General features: G+C 73.5%; 16 protein-coding genes. 6 read left to right on the plus strand and 10 right to left on the minus strand.

What is annotated here, in order from left to right; all coding sequences use genetic code 11:
• Positions 1–35: 35 nt before the first annotated feature.
• The 4 genes from BLT97_RS02710 to BLT97_RS02725 all read right to left on the minus strand — a co-directional run bounded on the left by BLT97_RS02710 (position 36) and on the right by BLT97_RS02725 (position 8304).
• The gene (locus tag BLT97_RS02710) at positions 36–3605 is read right to left on the minus strand and encodes a phosphodiester glycosidase family protein (RefSeq protein WP_093606995.1); all 3570 of its coding nucleotides are present in this window, start codon (positions 3603–3605) and stop codon (positions 36–38) included.
• 383 nt (positions 3606–3988) lie between these two features.
• The gene (locus BLT97_RS02715; protein WP_093606996.1) at positions 3989–6034 is read right to left on the minus strand and encodes a SpoIIE family protein phosphatase; all 2046 of its coding nucleotides are present in this window, start codon (positions 6032–6034) and stop codon (positions 3989–3991) included.
• A 98-nt stretch (positions 6035–6132) separates the two neighbouring features.
• Positions 6133–6768, minus strand: a complete 636-nt coding sequence (locus BLT97_RS02720; RefSeq protein ID WP_245769102.1) for a trimeric intracellular cation channel family protein — start codon at positions 6766–6768, stop codon at positions 6133–6135.
• 174 nt (positions 6769–6942) lie between these two features.
• Positions 6943–8304, minus strand: a complete 1362-nt coding sequence (locus BLT97_RS02725; RefSeq protein ID WP_245769103.1) for a DUF6777 domain-containing protein — start codon at positions 8302–8304, stop codon at positions 6943–6945.
• Between the two features lie 166 nt (positions 8305–8470).
• Here BLT97_RS02725 and BLT97_RS02730 point away from each other — a divergent pair, with 166 nt between their 5' ends.
• The gene (locus tag BLT97_RS02730) at positions 8471–9943 is read left to right on the plus strand and encodes a lipase maturation factor family protein (RefSeq protein WP_093606999.1); all 1473 of its coding nucleotides are present in this window, start codon (positions 8471–8473) and stop codon (positions 9941–9943) included.
• Positions 9944–9988: 45 nt separating this feature from the next.
• On the opposite strand, the gene BLT97_RS02735 is transcribed toward BLT97_RS02730, so the two are convergent.
• Complete coding sequence (locus tag BLT97_RS02735) at positions 9989–10987, minus strand: aldo/keto reductase (RefSeq protein ID WP_245769104.1); 999 nt, start codon at positions 10985–10987, stop codon at positions 9989–9991.
• Positions 10984–11739 carry an SDR family NAD(P)-dependent oxidoreductase gene (locus tag BLT97_RS02740; RefSeq protein ID WP_093607000.1) on the minus strand — a complete coding sequence of 252 codons (756 nt, stop codon included), beginning with the start codon at positions 11737–11739 and terminating at the stop codon, positions 10984–10986. The genes BLT97_RS02735 and BLT97_RS02740 overlap by 4 nt, the downstream gene beginning before the upstream one ends.
• Positions 11740–11953: 214 nt before the next feature.
• Between BLT97_RS02740 and BLT97_RS02745 the strand changes: the two genes are divergently transcribed.
• The 3 genes from BLT97_RS02745 to BLT97_RS02755 all read left to right on the plus strand — a co-directional run bounded on the left by BLT97_RS02745 (position 11954) and on the right by BLT97_RS02755 (position 14472).
• A complete protein-coding gene (locus BLT97_RS02745; protein ID WP_093607001.1) occupies positions 11954–13294 on the plus strand; it encodes an amidase in 1341 nt (446 codons plus the stop codon).
• A 114-nt stretch (positions 13295–13408) separates the two neighbouring features.
• Positions 13409–13636, plus strand: a complete 228-nt coding sequence (locus tag BLT97_RS02750) for a hypothetical protein (protein ID WP_093607002.1) — start codon at positions 13409–13411, stop codon at positions 13634–13636.
• Positions 13633–14472: an NAD-dependent epimerase/dehydratase family protein gene (locus tag BLT97_RS02755; RefSeq protein ID WP_176953616.1), complete on the plus strand. Its 840-nt coding sequence runs from the start codon at positions 13633–13635 to the stop codon at positions 14470–14472. The genes BLT97_RS02750 and BLT97_RS02755 overlap by 4 nt, the downstream gene beginning before the upstream one ends.
• 84 nt (positions 14473–14556) lie before the next feature.
• On the opposite strand, the gene BLT97_RS02760 is transcribed toward BLT97_RS02755, so the two are convergent.
• Complete coding sequence (locus tag BLT97_RS02760) at positions 14557–14736, minus strand: hypothetical protein (RefSeq protein WP_093607003.1); 180 nt, start codon at positions 14734–14736, stop codon at positions 14557–14559.
• Positions 14737–14823: 87 nt separating this feature from the next.
• Positions 14824–14952 (minus strand): hypothetical protein, encoded by a 129-nt coding sequence (locus BLT97_RS38865; protein ID WP_281251110.1) that lies wholly within the window; start codon positions 14950–14952, stop codon positions 14824–14826.
• Positions 14953–15209: 257 nt separating this feature from the next.
• Between BLT97_RS38865 and BLT97_RS02765 the strand changes: the two genes are divergently transcribed.
• Both BLT97_RS02765 and BLT97_RS02770 read left to right on the plus strand, forming a co-directional pair.
• On the plus strand, positions 15210–15800 hold the full coding sequence (locus BLT97_RS02765) for an inositol oxygenase family protein (RefSeq protein ID WP_425442633.1): 591 nt from the start codon (positions 15210–15212) through the stop codon (positions 15798–15800).
• 111 nt (positions 15801–15911) lie between these two features.
• The gene (locus tag BLT97_RS02770) at positions 15912–16739 is read left to right on the plus strand and encodes an SDR family oxidoreductase (protein ID WP_093607004.1); all 828 of its coding nucleotides are present in this window, start codon (positions 15912–15914) and stop codon (positions 16737–16739) included.
• Positions 16740–16758: 19 nt separating this feature from the next.
• Here the strand turns inward: BLT97_RS02770 and BLT97_RS02775 are convergent, their stop codons facing one another.
• Entirely contained in the window at positions 16759–18267 is a 1509-nt protein-coding gene (locus tag BLT97_RS02775) for an SDR family NAD(P)-dependent oxidoreductase (RefSeq protein WP_093607005.1), read from the minus strand.
• A gap of 155 nt (positions 18268–18422) precedes the next feature.
• Positions 18423–19760 carry a wax ester/triacylglycerol synthase family O-acyltransferase gene (locus tag BLT97_RS02780; RefSeq protein WP_093607006.1) on the minus strand — a complete coding sequence of 446 codons (1338 nt, stop codon included), beginning with the start codon at positions 19758–19760 and terminating at the stop codon, positions 18423–18425.
• Positions 19761–19866 lie beyond the last annotated feature (106 nt).

Raw genomic sequence — 19866 nt, forward strand, 5'->3', positions numbered from 1 at the left:
GGACCGGGGCCACCGGTGTGTGGCGCCCCTGGGCGTCAGGCGCCTTCGGCCTCCGCGAGCCGCTGGTCCGCGGCGCTCGCGATCAGCACCTCGGCGCGCTGCGTCACCCCGTTCACGGTGACCGCGAGCGTGATCCCGCCCGCCCTGAGCGCGGTCAGCCGGCCCGTGTCCGGGTCGTACGCGGCCACGTGCCGGGGGCGGGCCTCGTCCGGGTCGCCGATGTGCAGGTTCGGCGAGCCCGTCCAGTCGGCGCTGACGGGGAAGGCCACCGGGACCTGACGGGCGCCCTGGACCACCGTGGCCTCCACCGGTCCGCTCTGTCCGGGCCGCAGGGTCTGCGGCGCAGTGAGCGTGAGGCGGTCGGTGTCGGCGCGGGTCTGCACCGAGATCCAGTCGGGACCGCCCCGCCAGGGCCGCTGCCGCGCCTCGTGCTGCTCGGCGCGCGAGACGCGGTCGACGCCGATCAGGGACCAGCCGGTGAACCCGCCCCGGTCCGCGGGGCCTGCCGGGTTCTTCCCGGAGTTGCCGTTGATCAGGTACGGCACGGAGTCGATGTGCGCGGCGTGGAACACGCCCACGTGGCTGCCGACGAACGCGGCGCCCTTGCCCGACGTACGCCGGAAGTCCGCGAGCCACTGCTCCAGGAGTGCGGCCTCCTTGCGGTCGCCGAGCTGGCTGCCCTTCTGGGCGGTGGGGTCGCGCGGCGGCACGTGCTGGATCACCGCCACCGAGGAGACGGCCGGGTCCTTCGCGGCCTGGTCGAGTGCGGTGCGCAGGGCCTTGATCTGGGCGAAGCCTCCGCCGCGCAGGGACAGGCTGGAGGTGTCCAGGGTGACGAAGCGGGTGCCTTCATGGTCGAACACCCTTTGCGCGGGGCCGAATTCGGCCTTGAAGTGGTCGATCTTCCCGCCCATCACCTCGTGGTTGCCGGGCACGTAGTACCAGGGCACGGAGTCGCCGAGCTCCTCGTCGAGGATGCGGCGCGCGAACGCGAGGTCCGCAGGGGCGCCCTCGTCCACCAGGTCTCCGTTGATCACGAGGAAGTCCGGTGCCGCCGCCCTGATCTCACGCAGGGTGCGGCGGGCCTGCTGGACGATGGGGCTGTCGGGTTCGCGGGCGACGAACTGCGCGTCGGACATGACCGCGAACTGCCAGTCACGGCCTTCGGTTTCTGCGGCCGAGTCGATCAACTCGTCGGTGACGACGGGCTGTTCGGGCACGTCGACGCTGGGCGGCACCTGGGCGGTGAGCTCGTCGAGCACGACCTCGCCCGTGTACTGCTTGGCGGCGCCGGTCTCCGCGAGGTAGAAGCGGAACACGGACAGGGGCATCGCGGTGCCCTGCGGCACGGTGAACGTCACCTGCTGCCAGCCGGTCCAGGTCACGTACGGGCCGCGCAGGACGAGGTCGCTGCCGGCGCCGTCCTTGAGGTGCAGGCTGGGCCAGGCGCCCTTGCCGTCGCCCTTGATCCAGAGCTTGAACGACTGCGGGCTGCCGGGGACCGGGATGCGTGCGGGCGGGTTCACGTAGGCGGCGCGGGTGGCGGTGGAGAGCGAGAAGTCGTAGGTCAGCTTCAGGCCGGTGCCGGTCCGGCCTTCGGGGGTCGGGTCGACCCGGCCGGCGGCACGGGCGTGGCTGAACGTCCAGGTCACGGCGTCGTCGAAGGCGGCCACGGACTGCTCGTCGAGCCCGACGCTGACGACGAGGAGGGTCTCCTTGCCCTGCACGGTGGCCTTGATCTGCCCCGCGCCCTTGCCGGTGAGCGCCCTGACCGCGAACGCGCCGCGCCCGTCGTCGCGTATCTCGAACTTCGTACGGTCGTAGTCGAGGCGGACGTCCCGGGGCTCCACGGGTGCGCTGGTGCCGTGGGCGTCGTAGCCGACCAGGCCGAAGGTGCCGGTGGCGGCGGCGTCCGCGAGGCCCACGCGGCGGGCGGTGGGTTCGACACGCGCCAGGGTGTCCAGGACGGTCAACTCGGTGCTGCCGCCGGCGGATCCGCTGCTCGCGCGCACCTCGGTGGTGCCGCTGCGGCGCGCGGTGAACACCCCGTCGTCCGAGACCCGGCCGATGTCGGCGCGCTCGGCGCGCCAGCGCGGGGTGCCCTCGGCGGGGCCGTAGGTCTCGTCGTATCCGGCGGCGGTCAACTCCCGGCTGAGGCCGGGGAAGACGCGCTCGGGGTGGCCGCCCTTCACGGGGTCGGCGGTCGGGGCCGCGACGGCGGGCGTGCGGGTCTCGACCCAGTAGCCCTCGAGGCGGCCGCTGCCGTCGGGGGCGGTGAGGGCGAGGCCGTTGGGCACGGTGCGTTCGCTGCCGTCGGAGGGGCTGTTCTCGACCTGGAGCGCGTCGCTGCCCGGCTCGCGGGCCACGAGCGTGGAGGAGCCGCCGCCGTCCAGGTTGAGCGCGTTGTGCGCGCCGGCCTGCTTCATCATCACGCCGAGCTCGGTGAGGGTGACGCCGCCGCTGTCGGCCTGGCGGCCGTCGACGGTGAGGATGTGCAGGGTGCGGCCGTCCGCCGAGAAACCGACGGCGGTGCGCGGGGCGGCGGTGTTGTTGCCGGCGCCCTCGTGGTTCTGCGGGACGCCGTCGACGACGAGGAGTTCGCGGCCGCCGACGGCGGTGCGGGGCACCGGGCCGCCGTTCGTCCGCGGCGCGTACGCGATGCCCACCGGGTCGCCCGGGCGCAGGGCCTTGAGCGCTTCGGCGCCCGCCTCGCGTCCGACGAGCACGGTGGCGCCGGCGGCGATCGGGCCGCTGCCGACGCGGTCGGCCACGGAGACGACCTTGCCGTCCTCGACCAGTGCCTCGGCCACGGGGGTCGCCTTGTCGACGGTGAGGGCGCGGTCGGCCGTGCCCCAGGCGTCGGTGTACGCGCCGATGCCGCCGGCCGGGACGTTCGCGGCGTTGTACGCGGTGAGGGCGCGCACGCCCTGCGGGGTGGTGAGCGTGCCGTCGAAGTAGAGCTCCAGGACCCGGCCCGCGTCGGCGGGGCCGAAGCCGACGGCGCGGTGGGCGCCGGGCGCGGGTGACTGGACGAGCTTGCCGTCCTTGAGGCCCGCGCCCTGGGGTGCGCCTGTTTCGTTGATGTCGAAGAAGTCCGCGTTTATGGCGGCCACGGTCCGGCGGCCCTTGCCCGGGTCGTGGGCGGCGGCGAGTTCGGAGACGGTGCGGCGGTCGGCGACCTTGCCGGAGTGCAGATAGTCGACGGATATGCCCTTGTCCGGGGATATGCCCCGGCCCGGCCCGGCGTCCGGATCCTTCCCGCCGGTGGTGCCGCCGAGGGCGACGCTGAGGGCGTCCACGCGCAGCCACTTGTCCGACTCGAGCCGGTCGTACGAGGTGAGTTCCACGCCCGGGGCGATGGGCCGGGCGCTGCGGGCGGTCTCGATGCCGTCGCCGTCGACGACGGCCGTCGGGGCTGCGGCCGGATCGCCTGCGGCGGCCGGGCTGCTGGCGGGCGGTGGGGCGATGGGCCGCCGTATCTCCGCGGTGGTGCCCGGGCGTGGGTCGGGTTCGGAATCGGCGACGGCGGGGGTGAGAGCCCCCGCCGTCAGGGCGGCCACGGCCGTGCCGAGCACGGCCCAGCGTCTGACGCTCCTCGGGTCCACAACTACTCCTGCGTGACGGCGAGTTGCCCTGGGGGCAGATGTCGCGCGTCAGCTTGCTGTGGGCACGTCAGGAGGCGCTAGGGGGTGGAGGGAACGGGGCGGGAAACCTTTGGCGGCGGCTGGAATGTGGCTTGCAGAGGTTGGACCTGTGGCGGGGTGGGGTGCGGTATCGGTGTCGGGTGCGGGTGGGTTGGAGGGCGCCTGCGGCGGGCGATTTCCCCTACCCGCCCCTTCCCGAAACCGGGGGCTGCGCCCCCGGCCCCCCTTCGCGCTGAACGCGCTCGTCCTCAAACGCCGGACGGGCTGAAGGTTGCGCCACGGCTGGGGGTTGCCCCACGGCTGAAACGTGCCCCCACACCTCACACACCAACGAACTGAAAGGTTCAGCTGTCCCTGTCCGGGATCACGAACTCGCACCAGATCGCCTTGCCGTTGCCCCGCGACTCCACGCCCCAGACGTCGGCCAGGCGGTCGACCAGGAGGAGGCCGCGGCCCGAGACGCCCTCCTCGCCCGGTTCGCGCCGGCGCGGCAGGGCGCTGGAGGTGTCCTCGACCTCGACGCGCAGGCGGCGTTCGGCGCCGGACAGGACGCGCAGCGTGATGATCGCGGCGCCTTCGGTGTGCATGAGCGCGTTGGTCACCAACTCGTCGGCGACCAGCTCGATTTCGTCCGAGCGGTCACGAGCGCCCCAGGCCCGTACCGCCGCACGGACCATGTGCCGGGCCTCGCGCAGCGCCGCCGGGTCGTTGGGCGCGACGTGCTGCTGGAGCCGGCCGCCGGACTTGGGGGCGTCCGAGGTGCGGCGGCGCAGCAGGAGCAGGGCCGCGTCGTCGTCGCCGCCGCGGCGGTCGGCGTCCTCGACGAGGCGGTCGGCCAGCGCGTCCAGGTCCGTTGGACCCGAGGCCACCTCCACCGTGAGGGACTGCACCCCGTCGTCGAGGTCGTGCCCGGGCTGCTCGACCAGGCCGTCGGTGCACAGCAACAGGATCTGGCCCGGGTCGAGTTCGAGGGTGGTGACCGGGTATTCGAGCCGGTGGAATTCGGCGGACAGGCCGAGCGGCAGACCGCCGGCGACGGGCGCGCGGCGGCAGGTGCCGTCCTGGGCGCGCAGCAGCGGGTCGATGTGGCCCGCGCGGACGAGCTGCACCACGCCGGTGGTGAGGTCGGCCTGCGCGTAGAGGCAGGTGGCGAAGCGGTCCGTGTCGAGTTCGTGCAGGAACACCGAGGCCCGGGCCATGACGGTCGCCGGCGTGTGCCCCTCGGCGGCGTAGGCGCGCAGCACGATCCTCAACTGGCCCATGACGGCGGCCGCGTGGGTGTCGTGCCCCTGGACGTCGCCGATGACCGCGCCCACTTTGCCGCCCGGCAGCGGGATCACGTCGTACCAGTCGCCGCCGATGTCGCGCCCGAGCTTCGCCGAGCGGTAGCGCACCGCGATCTCCGCGCCGTCCACGGCGGGGATGGAGCGCGGCAGCATGGCCTGCTGGAGCCCGGCGGCGAGGTCCTTCTCCTGCTCGTAGAACATGGCCCGCTGCAGCGACTGCGCGATCGAGCTGCCGAGGGCGACGAGCAGGTTGCGCTCGTCGGGCGTGAAGCCGGTCTTGTCCTGGTAGAGCAGACCGAGCGCGCCGATGGGGCGGGCCTGCGCGATCAGGGGCAGGTACGCGGCCGAGGTGATGTTGAGGTGGCTGATGTGCGGCCACAGGAGAGGGTAGGAGCCGGCGAACTCCTCACGTGACTCGATGAAGCGGGGGGCAAGGGTCCTGATGACCTCGCTCATGGGGTAGTGCTCGTCGATGCGCGTGAAGCGCGTGCCGGGCACGAACGCGCCGGGCGGGCCCTCGGCGACGAGGTGGATACGGCCCGCTTCGATCAGGCCCATGACGAGGCTCGCGGCGCCCAGGTGCGCGAGGCCCTGGTTCTCGTCGAGGACGTCGATCACGTCCTGGATCGTGCGCGCGTGGGCGAGGGCCGCGGTGGTGCCCTCCACGATGCTGGTCTGGCGCCTGGTCTCGGCGTCCTGCTCCATACGGATGCGGGTTTCGAGCAGTTCCTCCGTCGCGTCCCGGACGATCCCGAGGATCCGCCGGGGCCGCCCGTTGCCGTCGCGCCGGATGTAGCCCTGGGTGTGGGTCCAGCGCAGGGAGCCGTCGCGGCGGCGCAGCCGGAAGTAGGCGCCGTAGGTCTCGCTGCCGTTCTTCAGCGCCTCGGAGACCAGCGCGTCCAGGCGCCGGCTCTCCCCCACCGGCACCCGCGGGGCGAGGCTCTGCGGGCGGCCGTCGTACTCGCCGGGGGCCAGGTCGAAGATCTCGTGGGCCGCCGGGTCCATGTGCATCTCGCCGCTCTCGAGATCCCAGTCGAAGCTGCCCGTGCGATTCAGCGCGAGGATCGCTTCGGGCGGCGCGGGCCAGGGGTCCGGGTCGGACATGCGTCCACTTTGCCATGGTTTGCCGGATCCCGGAGCCCGGATGCCGGCGCCGGGGTGCCGCCCCCGGGATGCCGGAGTCCCAGTAACCGCCGGGCGGCTCAGCGCCCCCGGCGCTCCGCCGCCCGGCCCGCCGAGTCCGCCAGGCGGGGCAGGTGCAGCTCGCGGTGGATGGCGGCGAGCCGGAGGGTGAAGACGAGGGAGGCCGCCACCACCGTGCCGAGCGTGTCCGAGGCGCCGGCCCAGTGCAGCAGCAGGTAGCCGGCGGCTCCGGCGCAGGCGGCGGTCGCGTACACCTCCTCGCGCAGCAGCAGCGGCGGGAACTCCCCGCACAGCACATCGCGCACGACCTCGCCGGTGACGCCCGTCAGGACCGCCAGGATGATCACCGCGAACGGCGTGACACCGGCGTCGATCGCAGCGCGCGCCCCGATCACGGTCACGACGGCGAGGCCGAGGGCGTCGACCGTCATCAGGGACCGGTGCGGCAGCTCCCAGCGCCGCAGGTACAGCATCGTGCCCACGGCGGCGCAGCTGATCACGGTGAGCAGCACCCAGTCGTGGGTCCAGTACAAGGGGTGGCGGCCGAGGATCAGGTCGCGCAGGGTGCCGCCGGAGATGGAGGCGGCGAAGGCGAGCACGATGCCGCCGAAGGGGTCCATGTTGGCGCGGTGGGCGGCGAGGACACCGCTGGCGGCGAAGGAGGCGACTCCGACGAGGTAGAGGACGTGCAGCACGGAGCTTCCCCCTGGAAACGGCGTACGGGCAGGAGTTTCGAGGACACCATCCGCCGCCCCGTACATGCTTCGTCCTTCCGGCCACCGTCTGCGGCCGGAAGGACGAAAATCGTGTGCGCCGGCGGTCGGTGCTCCCCTGCTCGGAGCGCGTCCGTGCCCACCGGCGCCGGGGGCTCAGCCGCTGAACTCCTCGGGCCCGGTCGGGTCCGGGATGAACGGGGTGTCAGGACCGGGCTCGACGTCCGGCACCTCGGGCACCGACTCGGGTCCGGTCTCGTCGCCGGGCACGTCGGGCACCGTCTCGTCCTGCGGCAGGCTCGGGATGTCGGTGCGGTCCGTGGGCTCCTGGAACGGGTCCTGGCCGCCGTCGGGCACGGTGGCGTCCCCGCCGTCCGGCACCTGCGGGTCCGTGTCCGGTACGGGGACGGGCAGCGGGACCGGGCAGCCGGCCGGGATCGTCGGTGTGGGGGCGCCCGGGGCCGTGGGCGTGGGCGAGAGGGTCGGGCAGTCGGTGGGGCTCGGGGTCTCCGTGTCCGAGCCGTCCGTCGGGTCGGTCGACTCGTCGGTGTCCGTGGGATCGGTGTCCGTGGGGTCGTCCGCGGGATCGGTGCTCGTCGGGTCGTCCGAGGTCGGGTCGTCCGTCGTCGGGTCCTCGGACGCGGGGCCGTCCGGGTCTTCCGAGGTCGGGTCGTCCGTCGGCGGGTCGGGACTCTCGCCGTCCGGGTCCGTGACGCTCGGGTCGGGCGTGGGCGTCGGCGGCGGGACGATCTTGTCCTTGTCCCCGTCGTCGCCGATGGGGCGCTCGATCCAGGTGTTGTTGGTGACGTTGATGATCGTGATGTTGTTGATCACGGTGGTGGACGGCTTGACCACGACCACATTCGTGGGGTGGTAGCCCTGCCAGGGCTGACCGTGGTGCGTGGCCTCCCTGTGCAGTTCGGCCGGCGGTGTGAGCGGGTTGCCGCAGGCGCAGCGCACGCGCGGCATGCCCCGGTTGTCGACGAGCACCGCGGTGCCGGCCTGGAGCACGGACTGGAAGCTGGTGGCCTGGCCGCCGCTGTAGCCGTGGTTGGTGATCCGGGTGTCGACCCGCAGCTGGACCGGGGTCAGACCGCGCAGCCAGCCGGCGATCTCGTTCTGCTGGATCCCGGCGACCTGGGCGAAGGCGCGGGCCTTGGACTGCTCGGTGGTCAGGAAGCGCACCTGCTGCTCGACATCGCAGCTGCTGACGGAGTGCGTGCCGCCGTAAAGACCGGGGGTCGAGCCCTGGATGCTGCGGATGCCCGCCTGGGTGGGCGAGGCGGAGCCGGTGGGCGAGGGTTGCGGCGTTCGGGTGACCGGGGGCGGGGTCTCGGTGACCTTGGCGGTGGAGTCCGTGAACGGATCCGGTCCCGCCGCGGCGACCGGCTGCAGGAACAGCTCCTTGTCACTGCCCGTGTCGCCCGCATCGTTGTCGCCGCTGCCGGAACAGCCCGCGACCAGCAGGGCTCCGGATATCGCGAGGGCTGTGACATAGCGCCTGGTCGGTGAGTGCACGCCGTTCTCCCGCCTGTTTTCTGGCAGTACGTCCCTCATTGTGTGAATCCCGGAATTTGGCCCGCAACCGCGCTCGCCCGCCGTACGGCACCGCGAGGGCGCACCGAGGAGGCGCTGCTCACCTGCACGGCAGGATCACCCGGGCGTCGCGCGCAACAATGGAGGCGTGGAGTGGTTCACCGCGCCCGACTACTGGCTCGCCCGGCTCGTCTTCCAGCGGGCCCTGGCCGCCGTGTATCTGGTGGCGTTCGTGGGCGCCGCCCTGCAGTTCCGTGCGCTGATCGGCGAGCGCGGGATGCTGCCGGTCCCGCGGTTCACGGCGCGGGTGCCGTTCCGCCGGGCTCCCAGCCTGTTCCAACTGCGCTATTCGGACCGCCTGTTCGCGGTGGCGGCGTGCACCGGCGCCCTGTGCGCGGTGGCCCTGCTGGCCGGTCTCGACGCCGAACTGCCGCTGTGGGCGGGCATGCTGCTGTGGCTGCTGCCCTGGCTGCTCTACCTCTCGATCGTCAACGTGGGCCAGACCTGGTACGGCTTCGGCTGGGAGTCGCTGCTCCTGGAGACCGGCTTCCTCGCGGTGTTCCTCGGCCCGCACGACCTGGCGCCGCCGCTGCTCGTCCTCTTCCTGCTGCGCTGGCTGCTGTTCCGCGTGGAGTTCGGCGCGGGGCTGATCAAGATGCGCGGGGACGCGTGCTGGCGCAAGCTCACCTGCCTCGACTACCACCACGAGACCCAGCCGATGCCGGGCCCGCTGAGCTGGTTCTTCCATCATCTGCCGAAGCCGGTGCACCGCGTGGAGGTGGCGGCCAACCACGCCACCCAACTCCTGCTGCCCTTCCTCCTGTTCACCCCGCAGCCGGTCGCGTCCTGCGCGGCCGTGGTCATGGCGGTCACGCAGCTGTGGCTGGTCCTGTCCGGGAACTTCTCCTGGCTGAACTGGCTGACGATCGCGCTGGCCCTGTCGGCCGTCGACTTCACCCCGCTCACCGGCGCACCGCCCGCGCTCGCCGAGCCCCCGCTCTGGTACGAGCTCATGGTGTACGCGGTGACGGCGCTGGTCCTGGTGCTCAGCTACCGCCCGGTCCGCAACCTGCTCTCGCGCCGGCAGGTGATGAACTCCTCCTTCGACCCGCTCCACCTGGTCAACTCCTACGGCGCGTTCGGCAGCGTGGGGCGGATCCGGCACGAGATCGCGGTGGAGGGCACCGACGAGCCGGTCCCGCTGCCCGACGGCGCCGCCTGGAAGGAGTACGGCTTCCACGGCAAGCCCGGTGAACCCGGCCGGATGCCACGGCAGTTCGCCCCGTACCACCTGCGGCTCGACTGGATGATGTGGTTCGCGGCGCTGTCGCCCGCGTATGCCCGCGGCTGGTTCGGGGCCTTCGTGGAGCGGCTCCTCGAAGGAGACCGGGACACCCTGAAGCTTCTGCGGCACAACCCGTTCCCCGACGCGCCGCCCCGCTTCGTCCGGGCACGCCTGTACCGCTACCGCTACACGACCTGGGGCGAGCTGCGCGCGACGGGAGCGTGGTGGGACCGTACGTACGTCCGCGAGTTCCTGCCGCCGACGCGCCTGACGACCACGTCGCAGCCGCCGCAGCACTCCGACCGGCCGTCACCGTCACAGTCCTCCGACCACTGAGGCCGCCTCACGCGGTCGCGCGACGCTCACGACGCAGCCGCACCGTCACCCTCCCGCGGACTCCGGCACCGGCGCCTCCGCCGCGAGCAGCCCCACCGCCTTGAGCTCGGCCCAGAAATCCGGCGGCACCGGTGCCGTGAACTGCGCGACGGAGTCCCGCACTTGTGCCGCCGAGCGCATGCCCACGAGGACGCTCGCGACCGCCGGGTGCGCCAGCGGGAAGGCGAGCGCGGCGGCCCGCAGGGTGGTGCCGTGCCGCTCGGCGAGCTCCTTGATGCGCAGGGCGCGGGTCACGAGGTCGTCCGGGGCCGTCGTGTAGTTGTACGTGGCGCCGGGGTGCGGATCCGCGAGGATGCCCGAGTTGTAGACGGCCGCGGCCACGACGCTCCGGCCGCGCGCCTGCGCCGCCGGGAGCAGGGCCTTCAGAGCGATCTGGTCGAGCAGGGTGTACCGCCCCGCGGCCAGGACGACGTCCGTGTCCGTGTCGGTGAGGAAGCGGGTGAGCATCTCGGCCTGGTTCATCCCGGCGCCGATCGCGCCCACGACGCCCTCGGCGCGCAGCCGCTCGAGCGCCGGGTAGCCCTCACGGAACGCCCACTCCTCGTGGTCGTCGGGGTCGTGCAGATAGACGATGTCGACACGGTCGAGGCCGAGCCGCTCCAGACTGCCCTCGATGCTGCGCCGCACACCGTCGGCGCTGAAGTCCCACACCCTGCGGTGCGTGGCCGGCACCGCGAAGCCGCCGGCCGCGAGGTCGTCGCCCCCGCCGTCGTACGGCTCGAGAAGCCTGCCGACCTTGGTGGAGAGCGTGAAGCCGTGGCGCGGGCGCTCGCGCAGCACCTCGCCGAGGCGGCGCTCGGAGAGGCCGAGTCCGTAGTGCGGTGCCGTGTCGAAGGTGCGGATGCCCGCGTTCCAGGCGGCGGTGATCGCCTCGTACGCCTGCTCCTCACCGACCGGCGTGGAGAACCCGGCGATGGGCGCGGCACCGAAGGAGAGGCTTGAGACCGGCACATCGGTCGCGGCGAGCCGAGCGCTGCCGATCACGACGCCACCGGACGCAGCAGCAGGCCCTGCATCCCGCCGTCGACCGCGAGGGCCGTGCCGGTGGTCGCACCGGCCGCGGGGCTCGCCAAGTAGGCGATGGCGGCGGCCACTTCGTCCGCCCGCACGAGCCGGCCGGTGGGCTGGCGCGCCACGAGCGCGGCCCGTTCGGCAGCAGGGTCGTCGGCCGCGTCGAGGAGGCGGCCGATCCACGGGGTGTCCACCGTGCCGGGGTTGACGCAGTTCACGCGGATCCCTTCTCCGACGTGGTCGGCGGCCATGGCGAGCGTGAGGGAGAGGACCGCCCCTTTGGTGGCGCTGTAGAGCGCGCGCCCGGGCAGGCCCGCGGTCGCGGCGATGGAGCAGGTGTTGACGATCGCCGCGTGCCGTGAGGCGCGCAGGTGCGGGAGTGCGGCCCGGGCGGTGCGGACCATCCCGAGCACGTTGACGTCCAGTACGCGGTGCCACTCGGCGTCGTCGTTGTCCTCGACGGTGCCTTGCGCGCCGATCCCCGCGTTGTTGACCAGGATGTCCAAGCCGCCCATCTCTCCGGCGGCCGCCGCCAGAGCGGTGCGTACGGAGGTGTCGTCGGTGACGTCGGCACGCCGGGCGAGCAGCGGCTTCGCCACCGTGTCCGGGGCGAGGTCCAGGACGGTGACCTGGGCGCCGCGCGCCGCGAGGAGCTCGGCCGTCGCTCTGCCGATGCCCGAGGCACCTCCCGTGACGACGGCCCTGAGCCCTTCGAAGTCGGTCATACCGCAGCTTCCTTCCGCTGGAGGATCATGCTCGGTGGTACCGGGCCCCCGTGGTCATGGCCGCACCGAGTATTGATCGGAGCTCTCCGCCTTCACAAGACCGGGAGGTGCCACCGACGGCAGCCCCCGCGCAGGCTCGACGCGCGCGCCCCGACCCGCCAGAGTTCTCTCCGAGGGACAGGGACGGGAACATGTCGGGAACAGGGAGTTGACCGTGAGCAGTTGGGCCGGGCGGACCGCGACGGAGATCGCCGAGGCAGTGCGGGCCGGGAAGGTGACACCACGCGAAGTGGTGGCGGAGCACCTCGCGCGGATCGAGCTGCTCGACGCCCGCGTGGGCGCCTTCCGGCACGTGCGCGCCCGGGAGGCGCTCGCGGAGGCCGAGGCCCTGGCCGCGCGGTCGGATCTGGCGGGGCTCCCGCTTGCCGGGGTGCCCGTGGCCGTGAAGGACAATCTGCCCGTACGCGGAGAGTCCACCCGCAACGGGTCGGCGGCCACCCCCGACACCCCGGCCGCCGAGGACCACCCGACGGTGGCCCGGCTGCGTGCGGCGGGCGCGGTGGTCGTCGGCCTGACCAATGTGCCGGAGCTGTGTGTGTTCGGCACGACGGACGGGGTGCATGGCACCGCCCGCAATCCCTGGGACACCTCGCGCACGGCGGGCGGCTCCTCGGGCGGCAGCGCGGCAGCGGTCGCGGCGGGGATGGTGCCGCTCGCCCTCGGCAACGACGGCATGGGCTCGCTGCGGATCCCGGCCGCGAACTGCGGCGTGGTCGGCTTCAAGCCCGGCGAGGGCGTCGTGCCGCGGGACCTGGGCGGCGGCTGGTTCGGCCTGTCCGAGAACGGCCCGCTGGCCACCACCGTCGCCGACACCCGTCTCCTGCTCGCGGTCCTGTCCGGCACCGAGCCCCAAACGCCCTCCGCGCAGGCCGAGTTGAGCATCGCGGTGTCGGTGCGCAGTCCGCTCGCGGGTGTGCCGGTGCTGCGGGCCTGGCGGACGGCCGCACAGGAGGCGGGCAAGGCGCTGGCGGGTGCCGGCCACCGCGTCGAGGCCGCGGATCCCCCGTATCCGCTCTGGCTCGGCACGTCGGCGCTCGCGCACTGGACGGCCGGCACCCACGTGGACGCGCGGGACCTGGACCGCACCCGACTGACCGCGCGCACCCGCCGACACGCGGCGCTCGGCGGGCGTTTCCTCGCCCGGGTCGAACGGGGCGAGGGCCGGGCCCGGCTGCGCACCCGCCTGGAGCCGTTCTTCGCACAGCACGACCTGCTGCTCACCCCGGCTCTCGCACGCCGCGGCCCGGCCGCCGCGCCCTGGCACGAGCGCGGCTGGCTGCGCAATCTGACCGCCAACACCCGCTACTCACCGTTCACCCCGGCCTGGAACCTCACGGGCTGGCCCGCCCTGTCGGTCCCCTTCGGGGTGCTGGCGACGGGCGCCCCCTGCGCGGTGCAGCTGGTGGGCGCGCCGGGCCGGGAGGAGCAACTCCTGGCGGCGGCCGCGGCGTTGGAGGCCGCACGGCCGTGGCGTCGGCATGCGCCTGCCGCCTGACGCCGCACGGGGCGCGCCTGTGGGCCCCGGCCCCTGCCTCTGCGGGACCTCCTCCCCACACTGCTCAAGGACTTCCGTGTCGAGGCACTCAGTGCCGAAGGCAAGGAGTGGGAGGTGATCGCCCGAACGAGCGACAACAGACGCCGGCGGATCGTCCACGACCTGCCGCGGCCGGTGACCGCGAAGGCGCTGCGCCTCGTCGTGGAGGCCACGAACGGTGCGGCTTCGGCGCGGATCTTCGCCCTACGGGTCTACCGGGAAGGCGTACGGGCCCGTGGGGAGGGCGCGCGGGCCCACGGGGAAGGCTTGCGGCGGGCCCACGGGGAAGGCGTGCGCGGATGAGGGTCCTGGTGACCGGAGCCGCCGGGCGGATCGGCCGCGCCGTGCTCGCCCTCCTCGCCGAGGAGGGCTTCGAGGCCCATGCGCTGGTGCTGGAGGATCCGGGCGGTCCGGCAGCCCGGCGTGTGGTGCGGGGCGACGCTTGCGATCCGCAGGCCGTGGCCTCCGCGCTCGACGGCGTGGACGCGGTGATCCATCTCGCGGCGATCCCGACCCCCGAGCGGCACAGCCCGTACGAGGTGTTCGGCGCCAACTCGCTGGCCACGTTCACGGTCCTGGAGGAGGCGGGACGGGCCGGAGTGCGCCGTGCGGCGGTGGCCGGTTCCTGGGGTGCGACGGGGCTGCCGTGGACGGCCGATCCGGCGCCGCATCCGGCGTACGTGCCGGTGGACGCGCTACTGCCGGCGCAGGTGGCCGATCCGTACGGGCTCGCCAAGCAGACCGACGAGCTGACCGCCGCGATGATGGCGCGCCGGCACGGGATGGGGGTGGTCTGTCTGCGCTACCCGTTCGTGGGCGGCTTCGAGGAGCGGCTGCTCGCCCATGCGGCCCGGCTCCGGGCCGATCCGGCGCTCGGCGCACGGGACTTGTGGACGCACCTGGAGGTACGGGAGGCGGCGCGGGCCGCGCTGCTCGCCCTGCGGGTGCCGGGTCCGGGCGCGCACACGGTGCACGTGTGCGCGCCCGAGACGCTGATGGACGTGCCGACGCGGGAGCTGCTGCGGCGCTTCCATCCGGACACCGAGGTGCGGCGGCCGCTGCCCGGCCGGAGTGCTCCGGTGGACCTCACGGCGGCCCGTGAGCTGCTCGGGTTCGAGGCCGAGTTCCTGGTGCCGTGACGGGGCCGGAGTGCGGAGGCGCCGAGGGCCGAGGCGCCGAGGTGGGCGCCGCGGTCATGGCCTCCGGGCGAGCCCCGTCAGGACTCAGTCGACGCTCGGCAGGATGTGGGGCTCGGCGAGGTCGTCCTCGTACCCCGCGAGGCGGATCGGCGCGGACCGCGCCCACACCTCGAGGCTGCCCAGCTGGTCCCCGCGCCGACGGCCGGCCCGGTCGCGCCGTTCCTTCGGGGCCAGTTGCTCACTCTTGGACTTGTCTGGTGTCACCGCGCACTCCTTATGTGTCGGGTAACCCCCGGTCGCACCGTCACCGCCCCGCCGCCGGGGCGCCGCGGCCGCCCGGTGGGGCATCGCTCAGGCCAGTTCGGTCGCGGTGGCGCCGGTTCTCGTACGGGACGCAGCCGTGGTGACCGGCTTGTCCCAGGGCGGGCCAAGGGTGTTGGTGAACCCGTTGGGTGGCCCGCTGCCGCCCAGAGTACCCATATGAGCGGACCCCCGCTCTATGGGGAGGCAAAATCTCCGTGCATGCCCTGGGAAAACGGCCCAAAACCTCTGTGGTGGTGGGTAATCCGACTGGATCCGGGCGCTCTCCGCAGGGGGCGACGGCCTTCACGGTAAGCGGAAGGGGGCGTTCGCTGCACGTGATTAATACGGCGTTGGCCTGACGGTCAGGCGGGCCTGTTCTCCTTCTCCTGCGTGGCACTTGGTGCCATCCGCCGAGGAACCGGAAGGAGCCGCACATGACGTCGCACGGCCCTCTGACCACGCACGACCCCTTGCCCTCGGGAGTGACGGTGCGCACGGTCGACGCGCTGATGGATCTGCTGCACGCCTGCCGCGGCACCTGGGACACCCCCGACCGCAGCGGCGATCCGGTCGATCTGCACGACCACGCGTTGCAGACCGCCGCGCTCCTGCGCCGCTCGCACCCGGCCGACAAGGAGCTCCAAGTGGCCGGGCTCGTGCACGACCTCGGGCATCTGCTGCGGCCGGGGGACGACGCGGCGCACGCCGAGCACGCGGCGGATGCCGTGCGCGGGCTGCTCGGGCACCGGGTCGCCGGCCTCGTCCGCCTCCATGTCGCGGCCAAGCGCTACCTGGCGGCGACGGAACCGGGACGGCCGCTGTCCGCACAGAGCGCTCTGACGCTGGGGGTGCAGGGCGGCCCGATGTCGTACGAGGAGATCGCGGCCTTCGCCGCCGACCCGTACGCGCAGGACGCGCTCACGCTGCGGCAGGCCGACGACGCGGGGAAGGTCGTGGGCCTGGACGCCGGAGTGATGGAGGACTGGCGGCCGGTGCTCGAGCTGGTGGCCGCGGCGGCACGGTAGTGGAGGGGCGGGGACAGCCCGCGGAATGCGGTCAAGGCCGGGGACGGCGCGCCGGGCATCCGGTGGCGCTCGGGGCTCCCCTTTGACGGTCCGTCATGTCACCGTACGCGGATGACAACTGGAGCAGCGGAGCGTGAACTCGGCGGCAGGGCCGCCCTGGTGACCGGCGCGACCCGCGGGATCGGTCTGGCCGTCGCGCACCGGCTCGGTGCGGCCGGGGCGGCCGTGGGCGTCACCGGGCGCGATCCCGAGGGGGTCCGGCGGGCGGTCGCCGCGCTGGAGAAGTCCGGGATGCGGGCGTTCGGCTGCGCGGGGGACGTGGCCGATCCCTCGCAACTCGACACATGCGTACGGGAGTTCCTGCGGGAGTTCGGCCGACTCGACATCCTCGTCAACAACGCCGCCACCAACCGTCCGTACGGCCCACTCATGGAGGCCGACCCCGAGGACTGGGCCGCGGCCTTCGCCACCAACGTCGAAGCGCCGCTGCGGCTCGTGCAGGCGGCGTGGCGCGCCTGGATGCGCGAGCACGGGGGCGCCGTGGTGAACATCTGCACCGAGGGCACCCACGGCGTGGGCCCGAACGTCGGCGCGTACGGCACCAGCAAGGCCGCCCTGCTGCATCTGACCCGTCAGCTGGCGGGCGAACTCGCCCCGCGGGTCAGGGTGAACGCCGTCTCGCCGGGCCTGGTCCGCACGGAGATGGCGCGGTTCGTGTGGGAGGGCGCGGAGCAGCGCATCGCCGAGGGTCTGCCGCTCGGCCGGATCGGCGAGCCCGAGGACATCGCCGACGCGGTGGCCTGGCTGGTCTCGGACGCGGCGCGCTGGGTGACCGGCGCGGATCTGCTCGTGGACGGCGGGACGCGGGTACGGGCCGCGGCAGGCTCGACGGCCGGGTACGCCGTGCACGAGCAGCTGCGGGCGGCGGGGAGTCCGTGACCGGACTCCCCGGCGCCGGCTACCACTTGCCGGGTGCGTAGTCCTTCAGGAAGACGCCGTACAGGTCCTCGCCGGCCTCGCCGCGCACTACCGGGTCGTACACGCGGGCCGCACCGTCGACCAGGTCGAGGGGGGCGTGGAAGCCCTCCTCGGCGAGGCGGAGCTTGTCGTAGTGCGGGCGCTCGTCGGTGATCCAGCCGGTGTCGACGGAGGTCATGAGGATGCCGTCGGTCTGGAACATCTCCTGGGCGCTGGTGCGCGTGACCATGTTCATCGCGGCCTTGGCGGCGTTGGTGTTGGGGTGGCCCGCGCCCTTGTAGCCGCGGTTGAACACCCCTTCCATCGCCGAGACGTTGACGACGTAGGCGCGTCCCGAAGCGGCCTTGCGCGCGGCCTCGGCCATCGAGGCGCGCAGCTTGCTGATGAGGATGAAGGGCGCGGTGTAGTTGCACAGCTGGGTCTCGAGCAGCTCCACCGGGGAGATCTGCTCGATGGACTGCACCCAGGTGTTGGTGTGCACCACGTCGGGGACGAGGCCGCCCGCGTCGATGGCGGTGCCGTCGCGGTGCTTCTCGATGCTGGCGTGCCCGCCGACCAGCGCGAGGTCGGCGACCTGCTGCGCGTCCATGCCGGAGATCCCGGCGGGCAGGGCCTGGATGCCGTCCACGGCACCGGAGTTGAAGGCGCCGATCACGCTGTGCGGGGGCAGCTCGCCGGCGGGCAGCGGCGCGCTCTCGCCGTCGACGAGGGCGGCGTAGGCGGAGGGCAGCCGGCGCACGGTCTGCGTGGCGTTGTTGATCAGGATGTCCAGCGGTCCGGCCTCGGCGACCTGGTCGGCGAGCGCGACGGCCTGCGCCGGGTCGCGCAGGTCGATGCCGACGACCTCCAGGCGGTGGATCCAGTCCGCGGAGTCCTCCATCGCCTTGAAGCGGCGGATGGCGTCCTTGGGGAAGCGCGTGGTGATCGTGGTGTGCGCGCCGTCGCGCAGCAGGCGCAGCGCGATGTACATGCCGATCTTCGCGCGGCCGCCGGTGAGCAGGGCGCGCTTGCCGGTCAGGTCGGCGCGGGCGTCGCGCTTGGCGCGGTTCTCGGCGGCGCACTTCTGGCAGAGCTGGTGGTAGAAGGCGTCGACCTCGACGTACCGCGCCTTGCAGACGTAGCAGGAGCGCGGCCGCTGGAGTATGCCGGCGATCTCACCGGCGGCGGAGGAGCTCGGCAGCAGGCCCTGGGTCTCGTCGTCGATGCGCTCGGCGGAGCCGGTGGCCGTGGCGTGCGTGACCTGGCGGTCGTGCGCGGTCTTCGCGGCCCGGCGCTCCTGGCGGCGGCGCTGCTTGACCGTGCGGTAGATGCCGGCGGTGGCGCGGCGTACGGCGATCGCGTCGGGGTGGTCGACCTCGAGCTTGTCGAGCTCGTCGAGGACCGCGAGGCAGACGGCGAGCCGCTCGGGGTCGATGCCGGGTCCGAAGTTCTGGGGCTCCTGGCCCTCGGTGAGCTCCTGGCCCTCCGTGCTCTCGCTGGTCACGCTCATCGCCGTTGTTTTCCTCGTACGGGTGCGGGCGCGCCGGCGCCGGTCAGATTCCAAAGAGTGGATTTTACGGAGCCGGGGTGCCGGTTTCCAAACCGTTCCCCTCGGGCCTGACCGGGCGCACTTGGCGCCGTACGCAGCGTGACGGGCGTGCGGTGTCAGACCCCGGCCGCGGTCGCCACCTCATGGAGCTCCCGGGTCAGCGCGTCCGCGAGGCGGTCCAGGTCGGGGACGGCCTCCGCGTCCGCCACCAGGCCGTAGTGGACCCGTCCGCGGTAGGTCGAGACGGCTACGGCGAGTGAGTGGCCCTGGGCGAGCGGCGCGAAGGGGTAGACCTCGGCCAGCGGGCAGCCGGCCAGGCGCAGGCCCAGGCTGGGCAGCGGCACGCTGGTGACCAGGATGTCGAACAGCAGGCGGGCGGCCTGGGCCACGACGGGGCCGCCGAGGCGGTGGCCGAGCGGCGGCACGTGGTCGGCGAGGAGCGCGACGGCGCCCGCGCCCCGGTGCGCGCCGTCGTCCTTGTTGCGGTCCATGTCGGCGCGGACGGTGCGCAGGCGGGTGAGCGGGTCCGCCTCGTCGACGGGGAGGCGGATCAGGTAGCCGGAGAGCCGGTTGCCCTGGGGCTGGCGGGCGCGGGGGCGGCGGCGCGAGACGGGTATCAGGGCGCGGGGGCGGACCTCGTCGGCCGGCTCGCCGCGTTCGGCGAGCCAGCGCCGCAGGGCGCCGGCGACGAGGGCGATCAGGACGTCGTTGACCGTGCCGCCCGTCGTCTTGCGGATGCGCTGGACCTCGTCCAGGTCGAGGACGACGCCTGCGGTGCGGCGGCTGCCGGTCGGGAGGGCGGTGAGCGCCGGTGAGGAGTGCACGGGCCAGGTCGCGCGGGCCACGGAGGCGCCGATGTCGAGGGCCTGGCCGAGGGCGCCGAGCCGTGCGCGGACGGCGCCGGGCAGGTGTTGCGGGCGGGGCAGCCAGGACAGGAGGCCGTGTTCGGGCGCGGGCTCGGAGGGCCGGTGGGCGCGGGCGGCGAGGTCCGGCTGCGGGTCCATCACCCCGGCCGCCAGGGTCAGCGCGCGCAGCCCGTCGGCCAGGGCGTGGTGGAACTTGAAGAGCACCGCGAAGGTGGCGCCGTCGGCGCCGGGCAGAACGTGTGCCTCCCAGGGCGGGCGCGCGCGGTCCAGGGGCCGCTCCATGAGCGCGCCGGCCGCGGCGTGGAAGTCGACGGTGGCGGCGGCGAGCCGGACGTGGTCGGCAGGGTCGAAGGCGGGTGCCGGTTCGCGCACCGCTCCCCCGGCCCCGTACCAGACGTCCCTGATCCGCATCCCGAGACCGGGGACGCGGGGCGCGCGGGCGGTGAGGAGGTCGGCGGCGTGCTGCGCGGCGCCGGCCGAGTCGGCGGTGAAGAGGCCCAAGGCGCCCAGGTGCATGGGGTGTTCGTCGGACTCGATGTTCCAGAAGGCCAGGTCGAGGGGGGCGAGCGGATCGGTGTGGGTAGCCATGCCCAGCTCTCGCGTCGACGACGGGGAGCCAGCAGTCAACAACCTGTTGACGACTACGGTCAAGCACGTCCGGAATACGGAACGTTACGAGCACGTCAATTCTCGT

The sequence above is a fragment of the Streptomyces indicus genome (assembly GCF_900100315.1).
GTDB lineage: Bacteria > Actinomycetota > Actinomycetes > Streptomycetales > Streptomycetaceae > Streptomyces > Streptomyces indicus.

Coding starts and splice junctions, on each gene's coding strand:
- BLT97_RS02715 (WP_093606996.1), bottom strand. CDS start 6,034: ATGTCCGACCCGGACCCCTGGCCCGCGCCGCCCGAAGCGATCCTCGCG.
- BLT97_RS02740 (WP_093607000.1), bottom strand. CDS start 11,739: ATGACCGACTTCGAAGGGCTCAGGGCCGTCGTCACGGGAGGTGCCTCG.
- BLT97_RS02755 (WP_176953616.1), top strand. CDS start 13,633: ATGAGGGTCCTGGTGACCGGAGCCGCCGGGCGGATCGGCCGCGCCGTG.
- BLT97_RS38865 (WP_281251110.1), bottom strand. CDS start 14,952: ATGGGTACTCTGGGCGGCAGCGGGCCACCCAACGGGTTCACCAACACC.
- BLT97_RS02765 (WP_425442633.1), top strand. CDS start 15,210: ATGACGTCGCACGGCCCTCTGACCACGCACGACCCCTTGCCCTCGGGA.
- BLT97_RS02770 (WP_093607004.1), top strand. CDS start 15,912: ATGACAACTGGAGCAGCGGAGCGTGAACTCGGCGGCAGGGCCGCCCTG.
- BLT97_RS02775 (WP_093607005.1), bottom strand. CDS start 18,267: ATGAGCGTGACCAGCGAGAGCACGGAGGGCCAGGAGCTCACCGAGGGC.
- BLT97_RS02780 (WP_093607006.1), bottom strand. CDS start 19,760: ATGGCTACCCACACCGATCCGCTCGCCCCCCTCGACCTGGCCTTCTGG.